This is a genomic window from Streptomyces sp. NPDC005761 (assembly GCF_040630635.1).
Classification (GTDB): domain Bacteria; phylum Actinomycetota; class Actinomycetes; order Streptomycetales; family Streptomycetaceae; genus Streptomyces.
In genome coordinates this window covers 55470-72771 of sequence record NZ_JBEXXX010000042.1, presented here as the reverse complement: position 1 = coordinate 72771, position 17302 = coordinate 55470, and the positions used below count along the sequence as shown (strand labels likewise).

At 71.6% G+C, this 17302-nt stretch carries 16 protein-coding genes; 5 read left to right on the top strand and 11 right to left on the bottom strand.

The window, feature by feature from the left end:
* Nucleotides 1-88 precede the first annotated feature (88 nt).
* Nucleotides 89-952 carry a PepSY domain-containing protein gene (locus tag ABZ434_RS29235; protein WP_359142834.1) on the bottom strand — a complete coding sequence of 288 codons (864 nt, stop codon included), beginning with the start codon at nucleotides 950-952 and terminating at the stop codon, nucleotides 89-91.
* Nucleotides 953-1031: 79 nt separating this feature from the next.
* On the bottom strand, nucleotides 1032-2429 hold the full coding sequence (locus ABZ434_RS29230; protein ID WP_359142832.1) for an APC family permease: 1398 nt from the start codon (nucleotides 2427-2429) through the stop codon (nucleotides 1032-1034).
* Between the two features lie 402 nt (nucleotides 2430-2831).
* Between ABZ434_RS29230 and ABZ434_RS29225 the strand changes: the two genes are divergently transcribed.
* Nucleotides 2832-3149: a hypothetical protein gene (locus tag ABZ434_RS29225; protein ID WP_359142830.1), complete on the top strand. Its 318-nt coding sequence runs from the start codon at nucleotides 2832-2834 to the stop codon at nucleotides 3147-3149.
* Between the two features lie 42 nt (nucleotides 3150-3191).
* Here the strand turns inward: ABZ434_RS29225 and ABZ434_RS29220 are convergent, their stop codons facing one another.
* Complete coding sequence (locus ABZ434_RS29220; RefSeq protein WP_359142828.1) at nucleotides 3192-3599, bottom strand: hypothetical protein; 408 nt, start codon at nucleotides 3597-3599, stop codon at nucleotides 3192-3194.
* 624 nt (nucleotides 3600-4223) lie between these two features.
* On the opposite strand from ABZ434_RS29220, the gene ABZ434_RS29215 reads away from it, so the two are divergent.
* Both ABZ434_RS29215 and ABZ434_RS29210 read left to right on the top strand, forming a co-directional pair.
* On the top strand, nucleotides 4224-4985 hold the full coding sequence (locus tag ABZ434_RS29215) for an SDR family oxidoreductase (RefSeq protein ID WP_359142826.1): 762 nt from the start codon (nucleotides 4224-4226) through the stop codon (nucleotides 4983-4985).
* Between the two features lie 26 nt (nucleotides 4986-5011).
* Nucleotides 5012-5413, top strand: a complete 402-nt coding sequence (locus ABZ434_RS29210; protein WP_359142842.1) for a MerR family transcriptional regulator — start codon at nucleotides 5012-5014, stop codon at nucleotides 5411-5413.
* Here ABZ434_RS29210 and ABZ434_RS29205 read toward each other — a convergent pair.
* From ABZ434_RS29205 to ABZ434_RS29180, 6 genes are all read right to left on the bottom strand, one after another.
* A complete protein-coding gene (locus ABZ434_RS29205; protein WP_359142825.1) occupies nucleotides 5403-5597 on the bottom strand; it encodes a hypothetical protein in 195 nt (64 codons plus the stop codon). The genes ABZ434_RS29210 and ABZ434_RS29205 overlap by 11 nt on opposite strands.
* A 129-nt stretch (nucleotides 5598-5726) precedes the next feature.
* Entirely contained in the window at nucleotides 5727-6602 is an 876-nt protein-coding gene (locus ABZ434_RS29200; RefSeq protein WP_359142823.1) for a phosphatidylinositol-specific phospholipase C/glycerophosphodiester phosphodiesterase family protein, read from the bottom strand.
* Between the two features lie 236 nt (nucleotides 6603-6838).
* The gene (locus tag ABZ434_RS29195) at nucleotides 6839-7957 is read right to left on the bottom strand and encodes an acyl-CoA dehydrogenase family protein (RefSeq protein ID WP_359142821.1); all 1119 of its coding nucleotides are present in this window, start codon (nucleotides 7955-7957) and stop codon (nucleotides 6839-6841) included.
* On the bottom strand, nucleotides 7954-9141 hold the full coding sequence (locus ABZ434_RS29190) for an acyl-CoA dehydrogenase family protein (protein WP_359142819.1): 1188 nt from the start codon (nucleotides 9139-9141) through the stop codon (nucleotides 7954-7956). The genes ABZ434_RS29195 and ABZ434_RS29190 overlap by 4 nt, the downstream gene beginning before the upstream one ends.
* Nucleotides 9138-10106, bottom strand: a complete 969-nt coding sequence (locus ABZ434_RS29185) for an NADPH:quinone oxidoreductase family protein (protein WP_359142817.1) — start codon at nucleotides 10104-10106, stop codon at nucleotides 9138-9140. Before ABZ434_RS29185 ends, ABZ434_RS29190 begins: the two co-directional genes overlap by 4 nt.
* 175 nt (nucleotides 10107-10281) lie before the next feature.
* A complete protein-coding gene (locus ABZ434_RS29180; protein WP_359142815.1) occupies nucleotides 10282-12951 on the bottom strand; it encodes a beta-N-acetylglucosaminidase domain-containing protein in 2670 nt (889 codons plus the stop codon).
* A gap of 212 nt (nucleotides 12952-13163) precedes the next feature.
* Here ABZ434_RS29180 and ABZ434_RS29175 point away from each other — a divergent pair, with 212 nt between their 5' ends.
* Entirely contained in the window at nucleotides 13164-14093 is a 930-nt protein-coding gene (locus ABZ434_RS29175) for an SDR family oxidoreductase (RefSeq protein WP_359142813.1), read from the top strand.
* A gap of 5 nt (nucleotides 14094-14098) precedes the next feature.
* Here the strand turns inward: ABZ434_RS29175 and ABZ434_RS29170 are convergent, their stop codons facing one another.
* Together ABZ434_RS29170 and ABZ434_RS29165 are read right to left on the bottom strand one after the other, a co-directional pair.
* Nucleotides 14099-14932 carry an enoyl-CoA hydratase/isomerase family protein gene (locus ABZ434_RS29170; RefSeq protein WP_359142811.1) on the bottom strand — a complete coding sequence of 278 codons (834 nt, stop codon included), beginning with the start codon at nucleotides 14930-14932 and terminating at the stop codon, nucleotides 14099-14101.
* A 92-nt stretch (nucleotides 14933-15024) separates the two neighbouring features.
* Complete coding sequence (locus ABZ434_RS29165; RefSeq protein WP_359142809.1) at nucleotides 15025-15756, bottom strand: PIG-L deacetylase family protein; 732 nt, start codon at nucleotides 15754-15756, stop codon at nucleotides 15025-15027.
* 146 nt (nucleotides 15757-15902) lie between these two features.
* Here ABZ434_RS29165 and ABZ434_RS29160 point away from each other — a divergent pair, with 146 nt between their 5' ends.
* On the top strand, nucleotides 15903-17279 hold the full coding sequence (locus ABZ434_RS29160; RefSeq protein WP_359142807.1) for an MBL fold metallo-hydrolase: 1377 nt from the start codon (nucleotides 15903-15905) through the stop codon (nucleotides 17277-17279).
* The last annotated feature ends 23 nt before the right edge of the window (nucleotides 17280-17302 follow it).

Here is a 17302-nt window from a genome sequence, read left to right as displayed (position 1 = left end):
ACCGACAAATCCCAAACAAGACAGTCGAAGACGTCAGTCAGTCGGCGAGTCAGACGCATCAGCAGAACCACCACTCACATCATCACTGTCAGTCGGTGTCGGTCTTCTCGGCGGTGACGGAGCCGGTGGCCGCGTCGACGTCCACGGTGGTCTCGTTCCAGCTCTTGTCCACGACGTCCACCGACCAGACGAGGACGTTCTTGTCGTTCTGGTCCAGTTCCAGGGACGTGACCGTCCCCTTCTTCTTGTCGGTGGCCGCCTTGGCCGCCTGCTGCGGGGTCTGCTTGGCCTCGGCGATCCAGCCGGCCATGCGGCTCTTGTCCTCGGCGTCCTGGTCGGAGTCCTCGGTCGACTTGACGACCTTGCCGGAGACGGCGTCGATGCGCACCGTGTGCTCGGTTCCGTCCTTGGCGGCGACCGTCGCGACCCACTCGGGGCCGGTGGCCGCCGGTGAGGCGCTCGCCCCGCTGGGCGAGGCGCCGGTGGCCGTCGGGGATGCGCTCGCGCTCCCGGTCGGCGAGGCGCTGGTGCCCGACGGCGAGGCACTCGCGGTGGGCGAGGGGCTCTCCTGGTCGGTGTCGTCGTCCGCCTTGCCCGGACCTCGCAGGTCGAGGTCGACGACCTTGCCGCCGCTGACGGCTCCTTCGGCCGTCGTGACGGCCTTGTCGAAGGTGATCTTGGTGGAGTCCAGGAGCTTCTTGCGGTCCTTCTGGTCCTTGGTCAGCGCAGCGGTCGGCGACGCGCTCTTGCTCGCGCTGTAGGAGGGCGTGGTGGTCCGCTCCGGGACGGCACGCGCGGCTTCCGAAGTAGCCGTGTCCGTCGAGGTGTCGCCGCTGTCCTGGCCGCAGCCCGTGAGCAGGGCCGCGGCCAGGAGGACGCCGGCGGTGCCGGCGGCGCGCAGGCGCCGGGTGCGGAGGAATCCGGTGTTCTTCGGTGGGGAGTCACATGTCATGCCCGCATGCCTAACCGCACGGCCGGTCCGGCATGACGTGCCTCTGCCCGGTGTCACCCGATCACCGGAGAACCCGGCTTCAGGGCCGTGTGTCCTCGGGGATGCTGACGAGCCAGCGGGTCGCGCGGCGGGGCCTCAGGTACAGGGCCCAGTAGAGCGTGGCGACGGCGGTGATCCCGCCGGTCCACAGCAGGTACTCGGTCTCCTGCTGCGTGAGGATGTAGGCGAGGACGAGGACGAGCAGCACCGGGACCGCGGGCCAGAGCGGCATGCGCCAGGCGGGTGTGTCGCGGTGTGCGCCGCGGCGGCAGAGCAGTGCCGCGACGGCGACCAGCAGGTACATGGCGGTGACCGACACACCGGTCACCCCGTACAGGGTGTCGAGGCTGACGAAGCAGAGGGCCGCTCCCGGAATACCCACGAGGAGCGTCGCCACCCACGGCGAGCCGAAGCGGCCGAGCCGGGACAGGGCCGTGTTGACGGGGGCGGGCCATGCCTTGTCGCGGGCGGAGGCGAACAGCACGCGGGAGTTCTGGATGACCATGACGATGCCGGCGTTGATGATCGCGAGTGCCACGCAGAGGCTGACGAACGTGCCGACAGCCGAGTTGGACCACGCCTCGACCATGCCGCTGAGGTCTCCGGAGGTCAGGGTGGCGAGGTCGGGGGCGCCCATGGTGATGGCGATGACGGGAACGAGGATGACGGCCGTCGAGATCGCGAGCGTGGCGAGGACCGTACGGGCGACGTTGCGCCGCGGGTTCTCCAGTTCCTCCGAGAGGTAGACAGCCGTGGAGAAGCCCTGCGTGATGAAGAGGGCGATGGCGAGCCCGGAGACGACCATCATCGCGGTGACGGTCGAACTCGTGCCGCCGGACGAGGCGACGGATCCGTGCACGAGCGCGGAGGCGCCCCGTTCGGAGTGGGCGAACCCGAGGACGGCGACGACACCCGCGGCGATCACTTCGAGCACCAGGAAGATGCCGGTGATCCACGCGTTCGCGCGCAGGTCGAGGAGGCCTGCGAGGGTGGCGAGCAGCATCACGCCGGCTCCGGCGAGGGAGGCGGGGATGTGTACGAGCGGCGCGAGGTAGTCGGCGGTCCCCATGGCGATGACCGGGGGCACGATCATGACGACGAGCAGGGAGAGCACGAACACGAGCCACCCCGCTAGCCGCCCCGCCATCGTCGACACCATGGCGTACTCGCCACCTGCGCTGGGGATGAGGGTGCCCAGCTCCGAGTAACAGAACGCCACCGCGATACAGAGCAGCGAGCCGATCGCGATGGTGAGTGCGGTGTACGTGCCGAGGCCGGCGAACAGGTCCGGAACCACCACGAAGAGGGTGGAGGCGGGAGTCACGCAGGAGAGCGTGAGCAGGGTCCCCCCGACGACGCCGATGGAACGCTTGAGCTTCTGCGGGGTGGGTCCGGTCGCGGGGGCGAGTGCCTGTGGAGCGCTGAGCGTGTCGGTCATCGAATCGGGTTCCGATCAACAGGTGCGGTGTCTGAGCGGGGAGCGGTATCGCCTCCGGACGAGGTGTGATGGATGGTTCCGGTGCTCCCAGCGCGTCATGCAATACCGACGCGTTCCGCAGGTCAATAGCAGTTTTCCTTCGGAATTCGTCGCCTGGAGATCGATGTTCAACGGTTTGGCGTCAAGATCGAGCCAGGGCAACGGGATCGGCCCCTGCGGGAACCGCAGCGCGGCCCCTCGAAAAATTTCGTTCAAATCCACCTGCGGTTCGCCGCTGGGGCCGGTCGTCACCGCGCTTCGATTCGCGCATGGGCACGGCGGTCACCACCCTGCGGACCGTGCGGTTCCGGGACTTGTGGCCCGTGGGTCGCGTTACGCCGGCTTTGGTGCGAGCCTGGATGCATGACCTGGGCGTCCTGGACGACACGCGGAGTTTACTCGGGGCACGGCGGCGTGCTCACCGAGGAGGTCGGGCCCCTGTCCGGCGACCTGACCGTCCACACCACCTGGGCCGAGGGCTCGGCCCAGATCACCGTGCAGTACACCGATGCGGCCGACTGGTTCACCATGGCCGGCAGCCCTGTGCCCTGCGCGTCGGAGGAGGCCAGCCGTTCGCTGCACGAAGCGGTGGTCGAGGCAGTCCGGCAGGGATCGGCTGCGACGGTTCCGGTGGCACAGTTCGGACCGGAACGCACCACCGGGGAAGCTGCCGCGGACTGACCGGAGGGGCTCCATGGCAACGTACCGCCGTCCATGGAAGCTTCACGGCCGCGCGGTGCCGTCGCTCTCGACGACGTTCGCCGCGGTTCCCGATCCCGGGCGCCGCCCTCCGGTCCGGCGGTCCAGCATCTCGCGCCTGATGGCAGCCGCCGTGGTCCTGGCCCGGTCCGAGGCCGCCCTGCGGTCGGCCTGGGCGGGCACGAAACGGTGCAGTGGGTTCGCGCACAGCGGGCACGGGGAGTCGGTGACGATCAGCCTGCCGTCCTCGCAACCCGGCTCGGCGCACAATCCCGGCCGGAGCAGCTGTTCCGCGATCTCCCAGGGCTGTCGGCGGCGCCCCTCCTCGTCCTTCTCCTGAAGGGTGTGGGACCAGCGCGCGTTCCACCGGCGCTCGACCCGGTCCAGCAACTGATCGGGGGTGCGCCGCATCAGCTCCCTCCGGATCAGCACCACGAGTTCGTCCGGGTAGCGGCCGCGGAACTCCCTTATGAGGGGCGGTGGCAGCGCATGAAGGAGATAGCCGATCGGATCGGCCCCCGGTCGCTGCCGGCGTGGGCACTGGCAGTCACCGTCGGCCCCGGCCGGCGTGAGACAGCGCCCGCACAGTCCACGGCAGTCGCCGCAGAGACCGTGGTCAAGGCCGTCCAGGTGCGGGGCGGGTGCCCGGCCGCACTCCCGGCAGCAGGAGGCGCAGAGCCCGCAGAGGCGTTCACCGCCGACGGCGGTCGTCCAGGGCCTCTGCTGGCACCGGCAGCAGCGGTTGCTCCTGCAGTGCTCGTGATGGACTGCGCCCGGATCGCGCCCAGGACGAGGGAATGACATGGCAGCGCTCTCCGGTTCCCTTGTCGGTGCGCAGCCCGGCGGCCGGTCCCGCACCGGGCGAGGTCGCGCGGTCCGAACCGGCCGACGCCCCAGCAGACCGTTGCACGCCCGAAAACCTCGGGGCCCCGCTTGTTCGCATGATGTGGCCCGTTGGCCGAAATGATCATATTTCGGTGCACGCCCGGACCGTTCATGCGCGTTGCGCGGCGCTGCTTGACCTTGTCACTGGTGGCAGGGTCGCACGATCGCGGCATGAACAGCAGCCCCGCAGCTCCCGTCAGCCGCGTCGTCGCCGTCACCGGAGCCGGAACCGGCATCGGTCGCGCGACCGCCCACGCCTTCGCCGCCGAAGGGGCCACCGTGCTCGCCGTCGGCCGCCGCCCCGGGCCGCTCGAGGAGACCGCCGCCGGCAACGACCGGATCGTGCCCCTGGTGGCCGACATCACCGGAGCCGGTGAACCCGAACGCATCGTCCGGACCGCGCAGGACACGTACGACCGGCTCGATGTCCTGGTCAACAACGCCGCCGTGGTCCACAGCGGCGCCCTCGGTACCCTTTCCGCCGCCAGGATCGAACCCCAGATCGCCACCAACCTGGTCGCGCCCATGATGCTCGCCCAGGCCGCGCTGCCTCTGCTGGAGACCTCCGGCGGCGTCATCGTGAACGTCAGCACGTCGATCGGCCAGCGGGCCTGGCCCGGGAGTTCCGTCTACGCGGCGACCAAGACGGCCCTGGAGCTCCTCACCCGCAGCTGGGCGGTCGAGCTCGCGCCGCGCGGCATCCGTGTCGTGGCAGTCGCTCCCGGCGCGATCGCCACCCCGATCGGGAAGCACCAGGGTCTGACCCCGCGGCAGTTGGCGGCGCTACGGGACTGGCAGCTCGCACACACGCCGTTGAGCCGTCTCGGCAGGCCCGAGGAAGTGGCCCGTTCGATCGTCCATCTCGCTTCGCGGGACGCCTCGTTCATCACCGGCGTCATTCTCCCGGTCGATGGGGGTGCCGTGGTGGCGTGATAGGAGTGGGCCAGGAGGTGGTGGGGGTGCTGATCGGCGAGCTGGCCGAGACCACCGGTACGAGCGCGCGTGCGTTGCGCCACTACGAGCAGGCCGGGCTGATCACCTCGCAGCGAGCGGCCAACCGGTACCGCGTGTACGAGGAGCGGACGGTGATCCGGGTCCGCAACATCCGTCATCTGCTCGCCGCCGGGCTCACGTTGGACGACGTACAGCTGTTCCTGCCCTGCCTGGACGGCGATGTCGTCGCCGCACCCCCCTCGGAGCGGGGGCTGCTGGTGGCCCGCGAGCGGCTGGCCGTCCTCGAAGCGCGGATCGTCGCGCAGACGGAAGTGAGGGACCGGCTGGCCACCGCGCTGGGTGCTCTGTCCGACGGCTCCTCCTCTCAGGGCGAAGCCACCGGTCCCGGCGGCGTGGTCAGGGCTTGATGCTGCTGACGACGTCAGCGGTGGCCGTGATGCCCTCCTGGATGGTCGGTGCCATGCTCGTGCCCGCGAGGAAGAACCCCAGGAGCGCGCAGACCAGCGCGTGCGAGACCTTCAGCCCTCCGTTGCGGAGGAAGATCACCGCAAGAATCAGCAGAAGCAGCACCAGTGAGATCGAAATGGCCATGGCCAACCTCCTCCGCCGCGCCGGAATTGCGGCATTCGCCGCCAGTTTGGCGTAGCGGAGGAGCCATCCGGCGCACTGGCGTGTCCGCCAAACGGGTACGGCTGCGCGCGCAGGTCCCGGCCAGCCGGCCTACCGGGCGTGCCGGTCGTGGGTGCGGAGGAAGCGGGCGAGTCCGGCGAGGTCGTCGGTGTTGAGGTGGTCCACCCCGGCGGCCAGCAACTCGGCCCAGACCGCTTCGCGTTCGGGGCCCGGTACATCGGGCGTCGCCCAGAAGCGCACGCGCTGCCCCGCACGATGCGCGGCGGCGGTGATCGTACGCAGGGCCTCCCGTTCGGCGGGCGGGACGGGGCCTGCGCCGAGCCAGCTGAACGTCCCGGTCCAGCTGCTGCTGATGAGAGGGACGAACGACGCGGTGGCCGCGGTGCCGAGGTCGTCGAGCCTGCCGTCGTAGAAGGCGTACCGGGTGCGCTGCGCCTCCATCGGGGCGCGGGCGGCCCGGTCGCCCGAGATGACGGGAGTGACGGCTCCGGGCCGCACCCGGCCGTGCCGGAAGGAGGTCAGCATCTGGCGGTGGCGGCGGAGCTGGCGGTCGAGTTCCGCATAGGCGGCCGCACCGTCCGTCTTGATGTCGATCAGGAGCTGCACCGGTGTGCGGTCGCCGCGGAACACGTTCCCGTGGTTGGCCCGGACTCTGGCGAGGAGCGGATCGAGGTAGAGCGCGGCAAGAGTGCGAGCGGGGTCGAGGCCGGTGGCCTCGTGGGCGACGAGCAGTTCGCCGTCCACGAGGAAGATGTCGGCCTCGACACTGGTGAATCCCTGTGCCAGTGCGTCATGAAGCGGGTGGGGATGCAGATAGTCGTTGTGGGCGTGTGCCCGGGAAAGCGGCCGCGGCCCCCGGCCGCGTGGGGTTTCGCTCGCACCGGCTCTCGGAGCCGGAACGAAGGCCCCCGCGGCCGCGGTGGCCAGTGCGGTGGTGACGACGCGGCGGCGGGTGGGGAACGCCATGGTTTCTCCCGGTTGCGAGGCGTGCCGGACGGGCGGACGCGACCGAGTATGGAAGCGTCACGACTCAACAGGGGCGCGGAAGAGCAGAGTTGTCTGGTTCGCCGCCTGTCCGTCGGCCCGCGTTCCACCCGCCGTGGCCGGATCCGTACGAAACGGTCCTGCCGCCCGGCGCCGTACGCGAACGACGGAGCGGAGGTACGTGAGCACGCACCTCCGCTCCGGGTCGGCCGATGTCGCTACGGCGCCGGCAGCTCCATCAGGGCGGCGACGGTGTCACGGTGACGGCCCGCCGTCCCGAAGGCGGTCGCGTCGGCCTTGGCCCGCTTCAGGTACAGGTGCGCGGGGTGCTCCCAGGTCATCCCGATGCCTCCGTGCAACTGGACGCACTCCTCGGCGGCGTGGACGGCGACCTTGGAGCAGTACGCCTGCGCCACGGCCACCGCCAGCGGCGTGTCGGGGCTGCCCGTCGCCAGCGCGTCGGCGGCGTTGCGTGCCGCGGCCCGGGCCGACACCACCTCCAGCCAGAGCTGCGCCATGCGGTGCTTGAGCGACTGGAAGGATCCGACCGGGCGGTTGAACTGGTGGCGCTCCCGGGTGTGCCGCACCGTCTCGGTCAGACACCATTCGGCGAGTCCGAGCTGCTCGGAGGCGAGCAGTCCCGCACCGGCCACCAGCCCCCGGTCCACCGCGGAACGCGCCGCCCCAGCATTCGCGAGGCGGGTGCCGGTGGCGCCGGTGAGGGTGACGGTGGCGAGCGGGCGGGTGAGGTCGAGCGGGACGAGGGGCTGGACGGTGACACCGGTCGCGTCCGCGTCGACCGCGTAGAGGCCGTCGGTGGTGGGGACCAGCAGCACGTCGGCGGCGGCCGCGTCGGCGACCGGCCCGAGCGTTCCGTCGAGGGTGCCGCTCACCACCGGCGTGTCGGACGCCGCGGCGGAGAAGGGTACGGCGAGCACCGCGACCTTGCGGCCCGCGGCCAGTTCGGCGAGCAGCCCGCCCACCGGCCCGTCCTCGTCACCGAGCGCCAGAAGTGTCTCGGTGGCGACGACGGAGCTGGTCAGGTAGGGCGCCGGAGCGACGCTGCGCCCGAGCTCCTCGACGACGACGGCGGCCTCACGGTGGGTGGCGCCCTGTCCCCCGAGCTTCTCGGGCACCAGCAGGCCGGCGGCGCCGATATCGGTGGCGAGGGCCTTCCAGAGCCGCGGGTCGTACGGCGTGTCGGACTCGGTACGGGCGATCACCGTCGGCGCGTCGGCCCGGTCGGCGAGCAGGGAGCGGACCGCGGCACGCAGATCCTCCTCCGCCTCCGAGTACAGCAGGTCCGGTGCCTGGCTCGGTTCGGTCTGTGCGGTCATCGGGCGAGGTCCTTCCAGGCGACGTCCTTGTCGTTGCGCGGCTCGGCGGGCAGGCCGAGCACGCGTTCGGCGACGATGTTGAGCAGTACCTCGCTGGTGCCGCCCTCGATGGAGTTGCCCTTGGAGCGGAGGTAGCGGTAGCCGGCGTCGCGTCCGGTGAAGTCGACGTGTTCCGGGCGGCGCATCGTCCAGTCGCTGTACAACAGTCCGTCGTCGCCGAGCAGTTCGACTTCCAGGCCGCTGATCTCCTGGTTGAGGCGGGCGAACGCGAGCTTCATGCCGGAGCCCTCGGGCCCCGGCTGTCCGGCGACGAGCTGCTGGCGAAGGCGCTCGCCCGCGAGCCGGGCGACCTCGGCCTCCACCCAGAGGGTCAGCAGGCGCTGGTGCAGGTCGTGGGTGCGCAGTCCGGGTCGTTCGCGCCAGGTCCTGGCGACGGGGCCGATCATGCCGCCCTCGCGCGGGATGCGGGATCCGCCGATGGAGACGCGCTCGTTCATGAGCGTCGTCTGCGCGACCTTCCAGCCCTCTCCGACCGCGCCGAGCCGTCGGCTGTCGGGAATGCGCACCCCGGTGAGGAAGACCTCGTTGAACTCGGCCTCTCCGGTGATCTGGCGCAGCGGCCGCACCTCGACGCCCGGGTCGGTCATGTCGCAGATGAAGTAGCTGATGCCGCGGTGCTTGGGCACGTCCGGGTCGGTGCGGGCGATGAGGATCGCCCAGCGTGCCACATGGGCGCTGGACGTCCAGACCTTCTGCCCGTCGACCACCCAGTCCTCCCCGTCGCGCACGGCGCGGGTACCGAGCGCCGCGAGGTCGGAGCCCGCGCCCGGCTCGCTGAAGAGCTGGCACCACACCTCCTCGCCGACCCACAGGGGTCGCAGGAAGCGCTCCTTCTGCTCGTCGGTGCCGAAGCCGAGGACGGTCGGTGCGGCCATTCCGAGGCCGATGCCGATGCGGCGCGGGTCGTTGTCCGGCGCGCCGGCAGCGGCGAGTTCGGCGTCGACGACGGGCTGGAGGGAGCGCGGTGCGTCGAGGCCGCCGAGTCCCGCCGGATAGTGCACCCAGGCGAGTCCGGCGTCGAAGCGCGCCTTGAGGAAGTCGGTGCGGTCCGTGGTGGCCGGGGGGTGCGCGGCGAGCAGTTCGCGGGTGCGGCGGCGCAGTTCGGCGGCGTCCGGGGCGGTCATCGGGCGGCTCCTGCCGGGAGGACGACGATACGGCCGGTGCTGGTGCCGTCGGCGACGCGCTGGACGGCGGCTGCTGCCCCGTCCATCGCGACCCGCTCGCTGATCAGCGGCTTGATGACGCCCTGCGCGGCGAGCCGGGTGAGCTCGTCGTGGCAGTCGCGGACCGCCTGGGGGTCCTTCGTGTTGTACAGGCCCCAGTGGAGCCCGAGGACCGAGTAGTTCTTCACCAGGGCGTGGTTGAGGCCCGGCGTGGGGATGACGCCGCTGGCGAAGCCGACGACGACCACCCGGCCCTCGAAGGCGATGCACTTCACGGACTTGGCGTACGCGTCGCCACCGACCGGGTCGTACACGACGTCGGCGCCTCGGCCGCCGGTGAACTCCTTGACCGCGGCGACGATGTCCTCGGTCCGCCGGTCGACGACCAGGTCGCAGCCGAGCTCGGCGGCGGTCTTGGCCTTCTCCGGGCCGCCGACCACGCCGATGACGGTGGCACCGGCGGCCTTGCCGAGCTGGACGGCCGCGCTGCCGACACCGCCTGCCGCGGCGTGCACGAGGAGGGTCTCGCCGGCCTGGAGACGCGCCCGGCGGTGCAGTCCGAACCAGCCGGTCTGGTACCCGATGTGCAGCGCTGCCGCCTCGGCGTCGTCCAGGGCGTCGGGGGCCGGCAGCAGGGCGGCCTCGTCCGCGACGACGTACTGGGCGAACCCGCCGTTCGGCAGGGCCGGGGTGGCGAGTACCCGGCGGCCGTCCTCGGTCCTGCCGCAGATCTCCACGCCGGGCGTGAACGGCAGCGGGGGCCTCACCTGGTACTGGCCGCGGCAGAGCAGCGCGTCGGGGAAGTTGATGTTCGCCGCGAGCACCTCGATGAGCACCTGCCCGTCGCCGGGCGTCGGCCTGTCCACTTCTTCGAGCCTCATCACCTCGCTCGGCTCGCCGTTCCGGTGCACTCGCCATGCCTGCATGAGGGGCCTCCACAACACTGTCGGCATTACCACTGCTCCGGCGCATACTAAGCGGTCGCTTGCCTTTGTGGGAACAACCTGCGGGTGACCTGTTCGACGGGGCGCCTACATGGGTGTGCGCCCGGCCCCGCCCAGTAAGGTGCGGCGGCGCCGGGCGCACGAGGGAACAGTGCCGTTACTTCCCGACCACGACCTCCGCGATCCGGGGCGACGCCGAGCCCGTGTGCCAGGCGAGACGTACCGCGTCGGCGCACCGGCCCGCCGCGTCGATCCTCGTGTACGGGCCGTCGAGCGTGCCGATGGTCTGCCAGCTTCCGTCCGCGTTCCGCAGCTGGATGTCGGCCGCGGCCTCGGAGCCGGCCTCCTGGAGTACGGTGACCGGCCCCACCGCACGCGCGGCGACCAGGTTCACCTCCAGCGATTCGCCCGCCTCGGGTGCGCGCGAGGCCCGGTACACGCTGCCCGGGTCACCGTCGGCCGCAGCGCGCAGCGCGGATCCGGTGGCGGGCGGCGGGTTGCCGGTGACTTCGCCGTCCGTGGTCGCCACGCCGAATTCGCGGACGACGAGCCAGCTGTTCTGACCGGCGGTCGCCCTGGCCCGGACGTAGCGGGCCTCGGTGCCTGCGGGGACGGTCGCGGTGACGTCCGGCTTGCCGGTGAAGTCGGTGATCCGCGTCCAGTCCTGCCCGTCGGCCGAGTACTCCAGCACACCCGCGTGAAGGTAGTCATCGGTGCTTCCGGGCTTGGCCATGGCGAGTGCGACCCCGCTGAAGTCCCTCACCTCCCCCAGGTCGACAGTGAGCTGGTCGCCCGCCGCGGGCGCCCCGTCGCTCCAAAAGTAGGTGGAGTCGTCGCCGTCGAGCATCCGGGCGAGGGTGTTGCTCTGGTAGGTGCCCAGGTTCGTCGTCGCCGTGGGCCGGCCGCTCACACCCAGCTTCCGGTCGTGTTCGGCGGTGGCCGCTTCGACGAACCCGTCCAGCGCCCCGTCACCCACGAGGACCGGCACCTTGCGCCCGTCGAGTCCCGTGTACGTGAAGGACTTGGCACGCTCGACCTGCGCGGGCAACTGCTGCCGGAGCTCCCACGCCCGGGGGCCGTTTCCGGCACGGGCCGCCTCGACCATGCGCAGGGCGGTTTGGGCCGCGGTCGCCCATGATCCCGTGGCGTCCAGCCAGGGGCCCGAGTCCTCGATGAATCCGCGGTCCGGAAGGTCCGCTCGCAGCCGGGCCGGGGCGGCACCGAGGTCGGTGAGCGCCGACGTGAGCCGCTTTTCGTCACCGGACTGCCAGTAGCGGGCGAACTCGGCGGACAGTTCCGGCGCCTTGTCGGTGTTGAGCGCTGAGCTGTAGTTGACGTCGGCGAAGGCGCGCAGGGCGCGCTCGGTCCGGGAGTCGCCGCCCGCGTACTCCTTGAGCCCCTTGCCCCACGAGGTGCGCGGGTCGTACGCGCCGTCGTTCCACGCGTAGTCCGCGACGGTGTACAGGGAGAGCTTCGAAGCGTACGGCTGGATCATGGGGTTGGCGGTGATCCCGGCCAGCCGGCCGGGCAGCCCCTTCTCGCGGCCGTTGAACGGACCGAGCAGCAGCCGGTTGGTCGCGTAGTCGTTCACCGGGTAGTTGTCCCAGGTCAGGATCGGGTGCCCGAACACTGCCCGCGCCGCGTCCGCCTGAGCGACCGTCATGGTCGGGGCCACCACGCCGACACCGGTCCACTCGACGAGTACGTCCGGGTCGAGCTGTTCGGAGAGGGCCGTCTTGTACGGGGACGGGGACACGTTGTAGTACTCGGTCGGGACCATCTGGAGCGGTTCGGCACCGGGGTGGGTGGCGATGAACTCCTGGTTGACCTTGTTCAGCAGATACGCCTGGGCGGCGCCTGCCGCACCGCCTCCGGTCCCCCATTTCGCCTTGTCCGCTTCACAGTTCCAGTTGGTGTAGCTGATGTCGTCCAGCGGCACCGCGAAGGTGCGCACGCCGATGTCCCAGATCGTCTGGAACTTGTCGACGAGCGCCTTCGCGTCCGCGTCGGAGCTGTAGCAGACCGACAGGCCGGGAGACAGCGCGTAGGTGAACTCGACATGCCGCTGGACCGCCCGGTCGGTGAGGTCCTTGATCTGAGCCAACTGGTCGGCGGGGTACGGGTCGCGCCACTTCTCGCGGAGGTAGGCGTCGTCCTTGGGCGAGTACACGTAGATGTTCATCTTGTGCTCGCCGTAGTAGTCCAGCTGGTCCAGGCGGGCCTCGTGGGACCACGGCGTGCCGTAGAAGCCCTCGATGACGCCGCGCAGCGCGGTGCCGGGCCAGTCGCGCACCGCGAGTCCCTCGACGCGTGCCCCCGGGTGCGCCCGCTGCGGCAGGACCTGACGCAGGGTCTGCGCCGCGTAGTACGTGCCGGTGGTGTCCTTGCCGGCGAGGACGATGCGGCCCGCTCCGATGCCGAGGACGTACCCGTCGGCGGGCAGCTCCGAGGGCCCTTCGAGCTTCTGGGCGGCCAGCGCACCGGCGTCACCGACATGGACGTTGAGTCCGTTCCTGGCCGGCCGCGTGGCACGGACGACCCGCTGGGCTCCTGCCGTGCGCAGGGCCGCCGTGACCACGTCCAGGGTGGGCTCGTCGGCCGTCTTCCCGGCGACCAGCGTGACGGTGGGTGTGATCGTGACCCGGTCCTGTCTGCTCTCCACGGACTGCGGGGTCGGGGTGATGGCCGGGGTGTCCTGGGCCTTGGCCGACGGGCCGGCCGGGCCGCCGCCGACCGCTTGCGCAGATGGCACGGCGGTCAGCAGACCACCGGCGAGCAGGGCCGCTGCCGCGGTGATCGCGGTGAGGCGGGGTGGGCGAGGCGTCACAGATCCTCCATTGGTCACTCAAGTCACCAGAGTCGCGCAACACAACGGGACTGAATTCACCAGCCTGGCGCTGACATGTCAATGGTCTGGACAACATCAGTGCCTGGACCTGGACTTTTGTCTCGGAGTCCTGGATTTTTGTCGCGGAGATGCCCGGTGTCTATGCCTCTCAGGCCTGGCCAGGTGCCGACGGAAGCGGTACTCATACGTCCATGACGGAGAGCGTGCACACTCCCGGAACGCCCCCTCCTCCCCCGCTCGGCGCGAGTGCCCTGCCGGCAGGCACGTACGACGGGAGCCTGGTCCTGGTGACCGGCGGCGGCTCCGGACTCGGCAAGGCCGTCGCGGCCGAGTTCGCCCGCCTGGGTGCGGATCTGATGCTCGTCGGCCGGAACCCCGAGCGGCTGACCGCCGCCCGGAAGGAGCTGGCACCCCTCACCGGGGGCCGGGTCCTGGCCGTCCCGGGCGACATCCGCGACCCGGAGAGGATCACCGAGGTGTTCGACGCGGCCGAGGCCGAACTGGGCCTGCCCGACGTCCTCGTCAACAACGCGGCAGCCAACTTCCCCTCGCCCGCCGAGGATCTGTCACCCAACGCCTGGCGGGCGGTACTCGACATCACGCTGACCGGGACCTGGTTCATGACCCGGGAGTTCGGGCGGCGCCACCTGGCCGCCAGAACTCCCGGGTCGATTCTGTGCGTCGGCGCCTCGTACGCCTGGACGGGCGGACCCGGATACGCGCACTCCGCGTCCGCGAAGGCCGGGGTGAAGAACCTGGTCGAGACCCTCGCCGTGGAGTGGGGGCCCTACGGGATCCGCGTCAACGGGCTGGTCCCGGGGCTGATGCCACACGAGGACATGACCGGCGACATCCGCGGCCACCTCGGCCGGGACGAGGCGGAAACAGGCAGCGGGGGGCGGGAGCTCGACGCGCGGCAGCCCGCGCTGCGGGTTGGCCTGCCGCGCGAACTGGGCTGGGCGGCGACGTTCCTGGCCTCGCCGTACGCCGCGTTCGTCTCCGGGCACTCGCTGGTGGTCGACGGGGCGAACTGGCAGCGGCGCTCACTGGTGGCGCCGCCCGTGGTGCCGGTGCGCGAGCAGTTGGACCGCGGGCCCTTCACCCTGCCCGGCACCGCATGAGCGGATCAGATCCCGTCGAAGTGCGGCGGACGGCGGGCGGCCTTCGCTGCGTAGCCCTCGGCCGCGTCCTGCGAGGTGAGGGTGAGCGCCGCGGCCAGAGCGGTACGGTCGAGCGCCTCGCCGAGTCCGGCATCCGCGTACGCGTCGACCGATCGCTTGATGTGACGTACGGCCAGGGGCGCGTTCGCCGCCACGGCCTCGGCGACCGACCGGGCGGTGCGTTCCAGTTCGCCGACGGGTGTGACGGCCTGGAGGAGCCCGATCCGCTCCGCCGTCGCCGCGTCCATCCGACGGCCGGTGAGGGCGAGGTACTTCGCCCAGCCGGCTCCCGCCTCGCGCGCGATGCGCATGTCGCCGCCGGCGTCGACCGCCACCCCGATCCCGGCCTCGGGCAGCGCGAACACGGCGTCCTCGGCGGCGATCCGGATGTCCGCCATGAGCGCGAGTTCGAAGCCGAAGCCGAGACAGTGGCCCTGCACCGCGGCGATCACCGGCTGCGGCAACCCGGCGAACGCGGCGAAGCGCTCGTGCACCCAGCGGATGCCCTCGTAGTAGCGCTGCGTTCGCTCGGCGGAGGTGCGGCCGGTGATGCCGCCGCCGGGCGCGGTGACATCGATCCCGGCGCAGAAGGCCCGGCCCTCACCCCTCAGCAGGACCGCCCGGACCGAGTCGTCGAAGCGGAGCCGGTCGGCCATGACCCCGAGCTGCCTGCTGGACTCCCAGCTCCAGCCGTTGAGCTGTTCCGGGCGGCACAGCGTCAGCAGTCCGACACCGTTCTCGATCCGGAGCGTCATCCGCTCCTGGCCGCGCGGGATGTCGTGGTCCAGGATGTCGAGCACGACCCCGCCCCCTTTGACTGACACACCGTCAAGTCACTCTGCGCGGCACAGCGTACGGCGACCCGCCATCGGTGGCCAGGGCGCGTCCGCGCTCAGCGGGCGAAGAGCTCGAACGTAACCGCCGGCCGGCCCCCGAAGCGCTCGGCGGACGCCCGTGCGTTGCCGGTGAGGAACGTGCGGCAGTACGCCTCGGGGTCCTCGTCCGTCAGGACTTCGATGTACGTACGGTGCGCCAGGAGCGACTGCACGGACCGTTCGAGGCCTGCCGACGCGTCGACGGCGTGCGTCGGCGTGGACGATCCGGCCACGGCCACCCAGCGCACGCCGTCCCAGGGGTCGAGACCCTGCTCGGCCAGCTCCGGGAAGATCCATCGGTTGCCGGCATCCGCCACCGCATCCAGCGTGGCCCGGCCGACCGCACGGTGATCGGGAGTGTTCCAGGCGACACCGCCCCAGGTGTCACGGTGGTTCAGCGTGATCACCAGCTCCGGCCGGTGGCGGCGGACGGCTGCCGCGATGTCGCGGCGCAGACCGACGCCGTACTCGATCACCCCGTCGCGGTGGTCCAGGAACTCGACGCGGGAGACACCGACGACCGCCGCGCTCGCCCGCTGCTCCTGCTCGCGCAGCGGCGCACACCTCTCCGGCTCGAGCATGTCGATCCCGGCCTCGCCGCGGGTGGCCAGGAGGTAGGTGATGTCACGGCCTTCGTCGGTCCAGCCCGCGACGGCGGCCGCGCAGCCGTACTCCAGGTCGTCGGGGTGCGCGACGACGGCGAGGGCGCGCCGCCAGTCCGTGGGCATGGGTTCGAGCTGCTCCGTCATGTCGGCAGGCTAACCGGCCCGGTCGCGCGGGGCCCTGTGTCCGCAACGTCTCACCCATCCCATTAATACCCCCCGGGGTATCGATGTTAACCTCGGAGAGGAATACCCCCGGGGGTACATCACCATCGAGAGTGAAGGAGCGTGTCGTGTTCTTCGTCGACACCATCGAGACACCGGGCCTCGGCAACCGCAGCTATCTGGCGGGTGGGCCGCGTTCCGCCGTGGTGGTGGACCCGCCACGCGACATCGACCGGGTCATCGCCGCAGCCGCGGTGCGCGGGGTCCGGATTCTCGCGGTGGCCGAAACGCATCTGCACAACGACTACGTGACCGGCGGGCAGGAACTGGCGCGCATCACCGGCGCCGCGTATCTGGTTCCGGCCGCGGCCGCGGTGTCCTTCGCCCGGACCCCGGTGGCCGACGGTGACGCCGCTCAGGTCGACGAGGGGCTCGCGCTGCGGGCGCTGGCCACCCCGGGGCACACCCCGCACCACATGGCGTACGTCCTGGAGGAGGACGGCCGCGCCGTCGCCGCGTTCACCGGCGGATCGCTGCTCATCGGTGGCGTGGGCCGGCCCGATCTGGTGGAGCCCCGGCTGACCGGGACCCTGGCGCGGGCCCAGTACGCCTCGGTGCACCGCCTCGCCGCCGAGCTGGACGACGCGGTCGAGGTGCTGCCGACGCACGGCTTCGGCAGCTTCTGCTCCTCCTCCCGCGCCGGGGGAACCTCGTCGACCATCGGTGCCGAGCGGGGGCGGAACGCCGCACTGGTCCAGGACGTGGACGCCTTCGTCGACGGCCTGCTCGCCGGCCTGGACGACGTCCCCGCCTACTACGCGCACATGGGACCCGCGAACGCGGCGGGCCCCTCCCCCGTGGACCTCACACCGCCGGCGCGCGCCGATGCGGAGGACATCGCCCGGCGGCTCGCAGCCGGCGAGTGGGTGGTCGATCTGCGCAGCCGGGTGGCGTTCGCCCAGGGGCATGTGGCCGGATCGTTCAACTTCGAGGGATCGGGGCAGCTCGCCACGTATCTGGCCTGGCTGATCCCCTGGGGCAGGCCGGTCACGCTGCTCGCGGGCACGGCCGACGAGCTGGCGCAGGCCCAGCGCGAACTGACCCGGGTGGGCATCGGCCGGCCCGTCGCGGCGGCCACCGGCGATCCCGTGTCCTGGGTGCGCGGACCGGAGGAGCTGCGGTCCTTCCGCCGGGCCGGCTTCGCGGACCTGGCCTCGGCGCGCCGACGCGCCGAGGACCCCGTGGTTCTCGACGTCCGGCGCACCGCCGAGCGCGCGGGCGGCGCGCTCGCCGGCTCGGTGCACATCCCGTTGCACGAGCTGCCCGGGCGCCTGGACGACGTGCCGCCGGGCGTCGTGTGGGTGCACTGCGCGGGTGGTATGCGCGCGGCCATCGCCGCGTCGCTGCTGGACGCCGCGGGCCGGGAGGTCGTGGCGGTCGACGACGGCTTCGACGGCGCTGCCGCGGCCGGCCTGACCCTGACGACGAACCGGCCCGCCGGCTGACAGCGGCCCACGGCGCCCCGGCC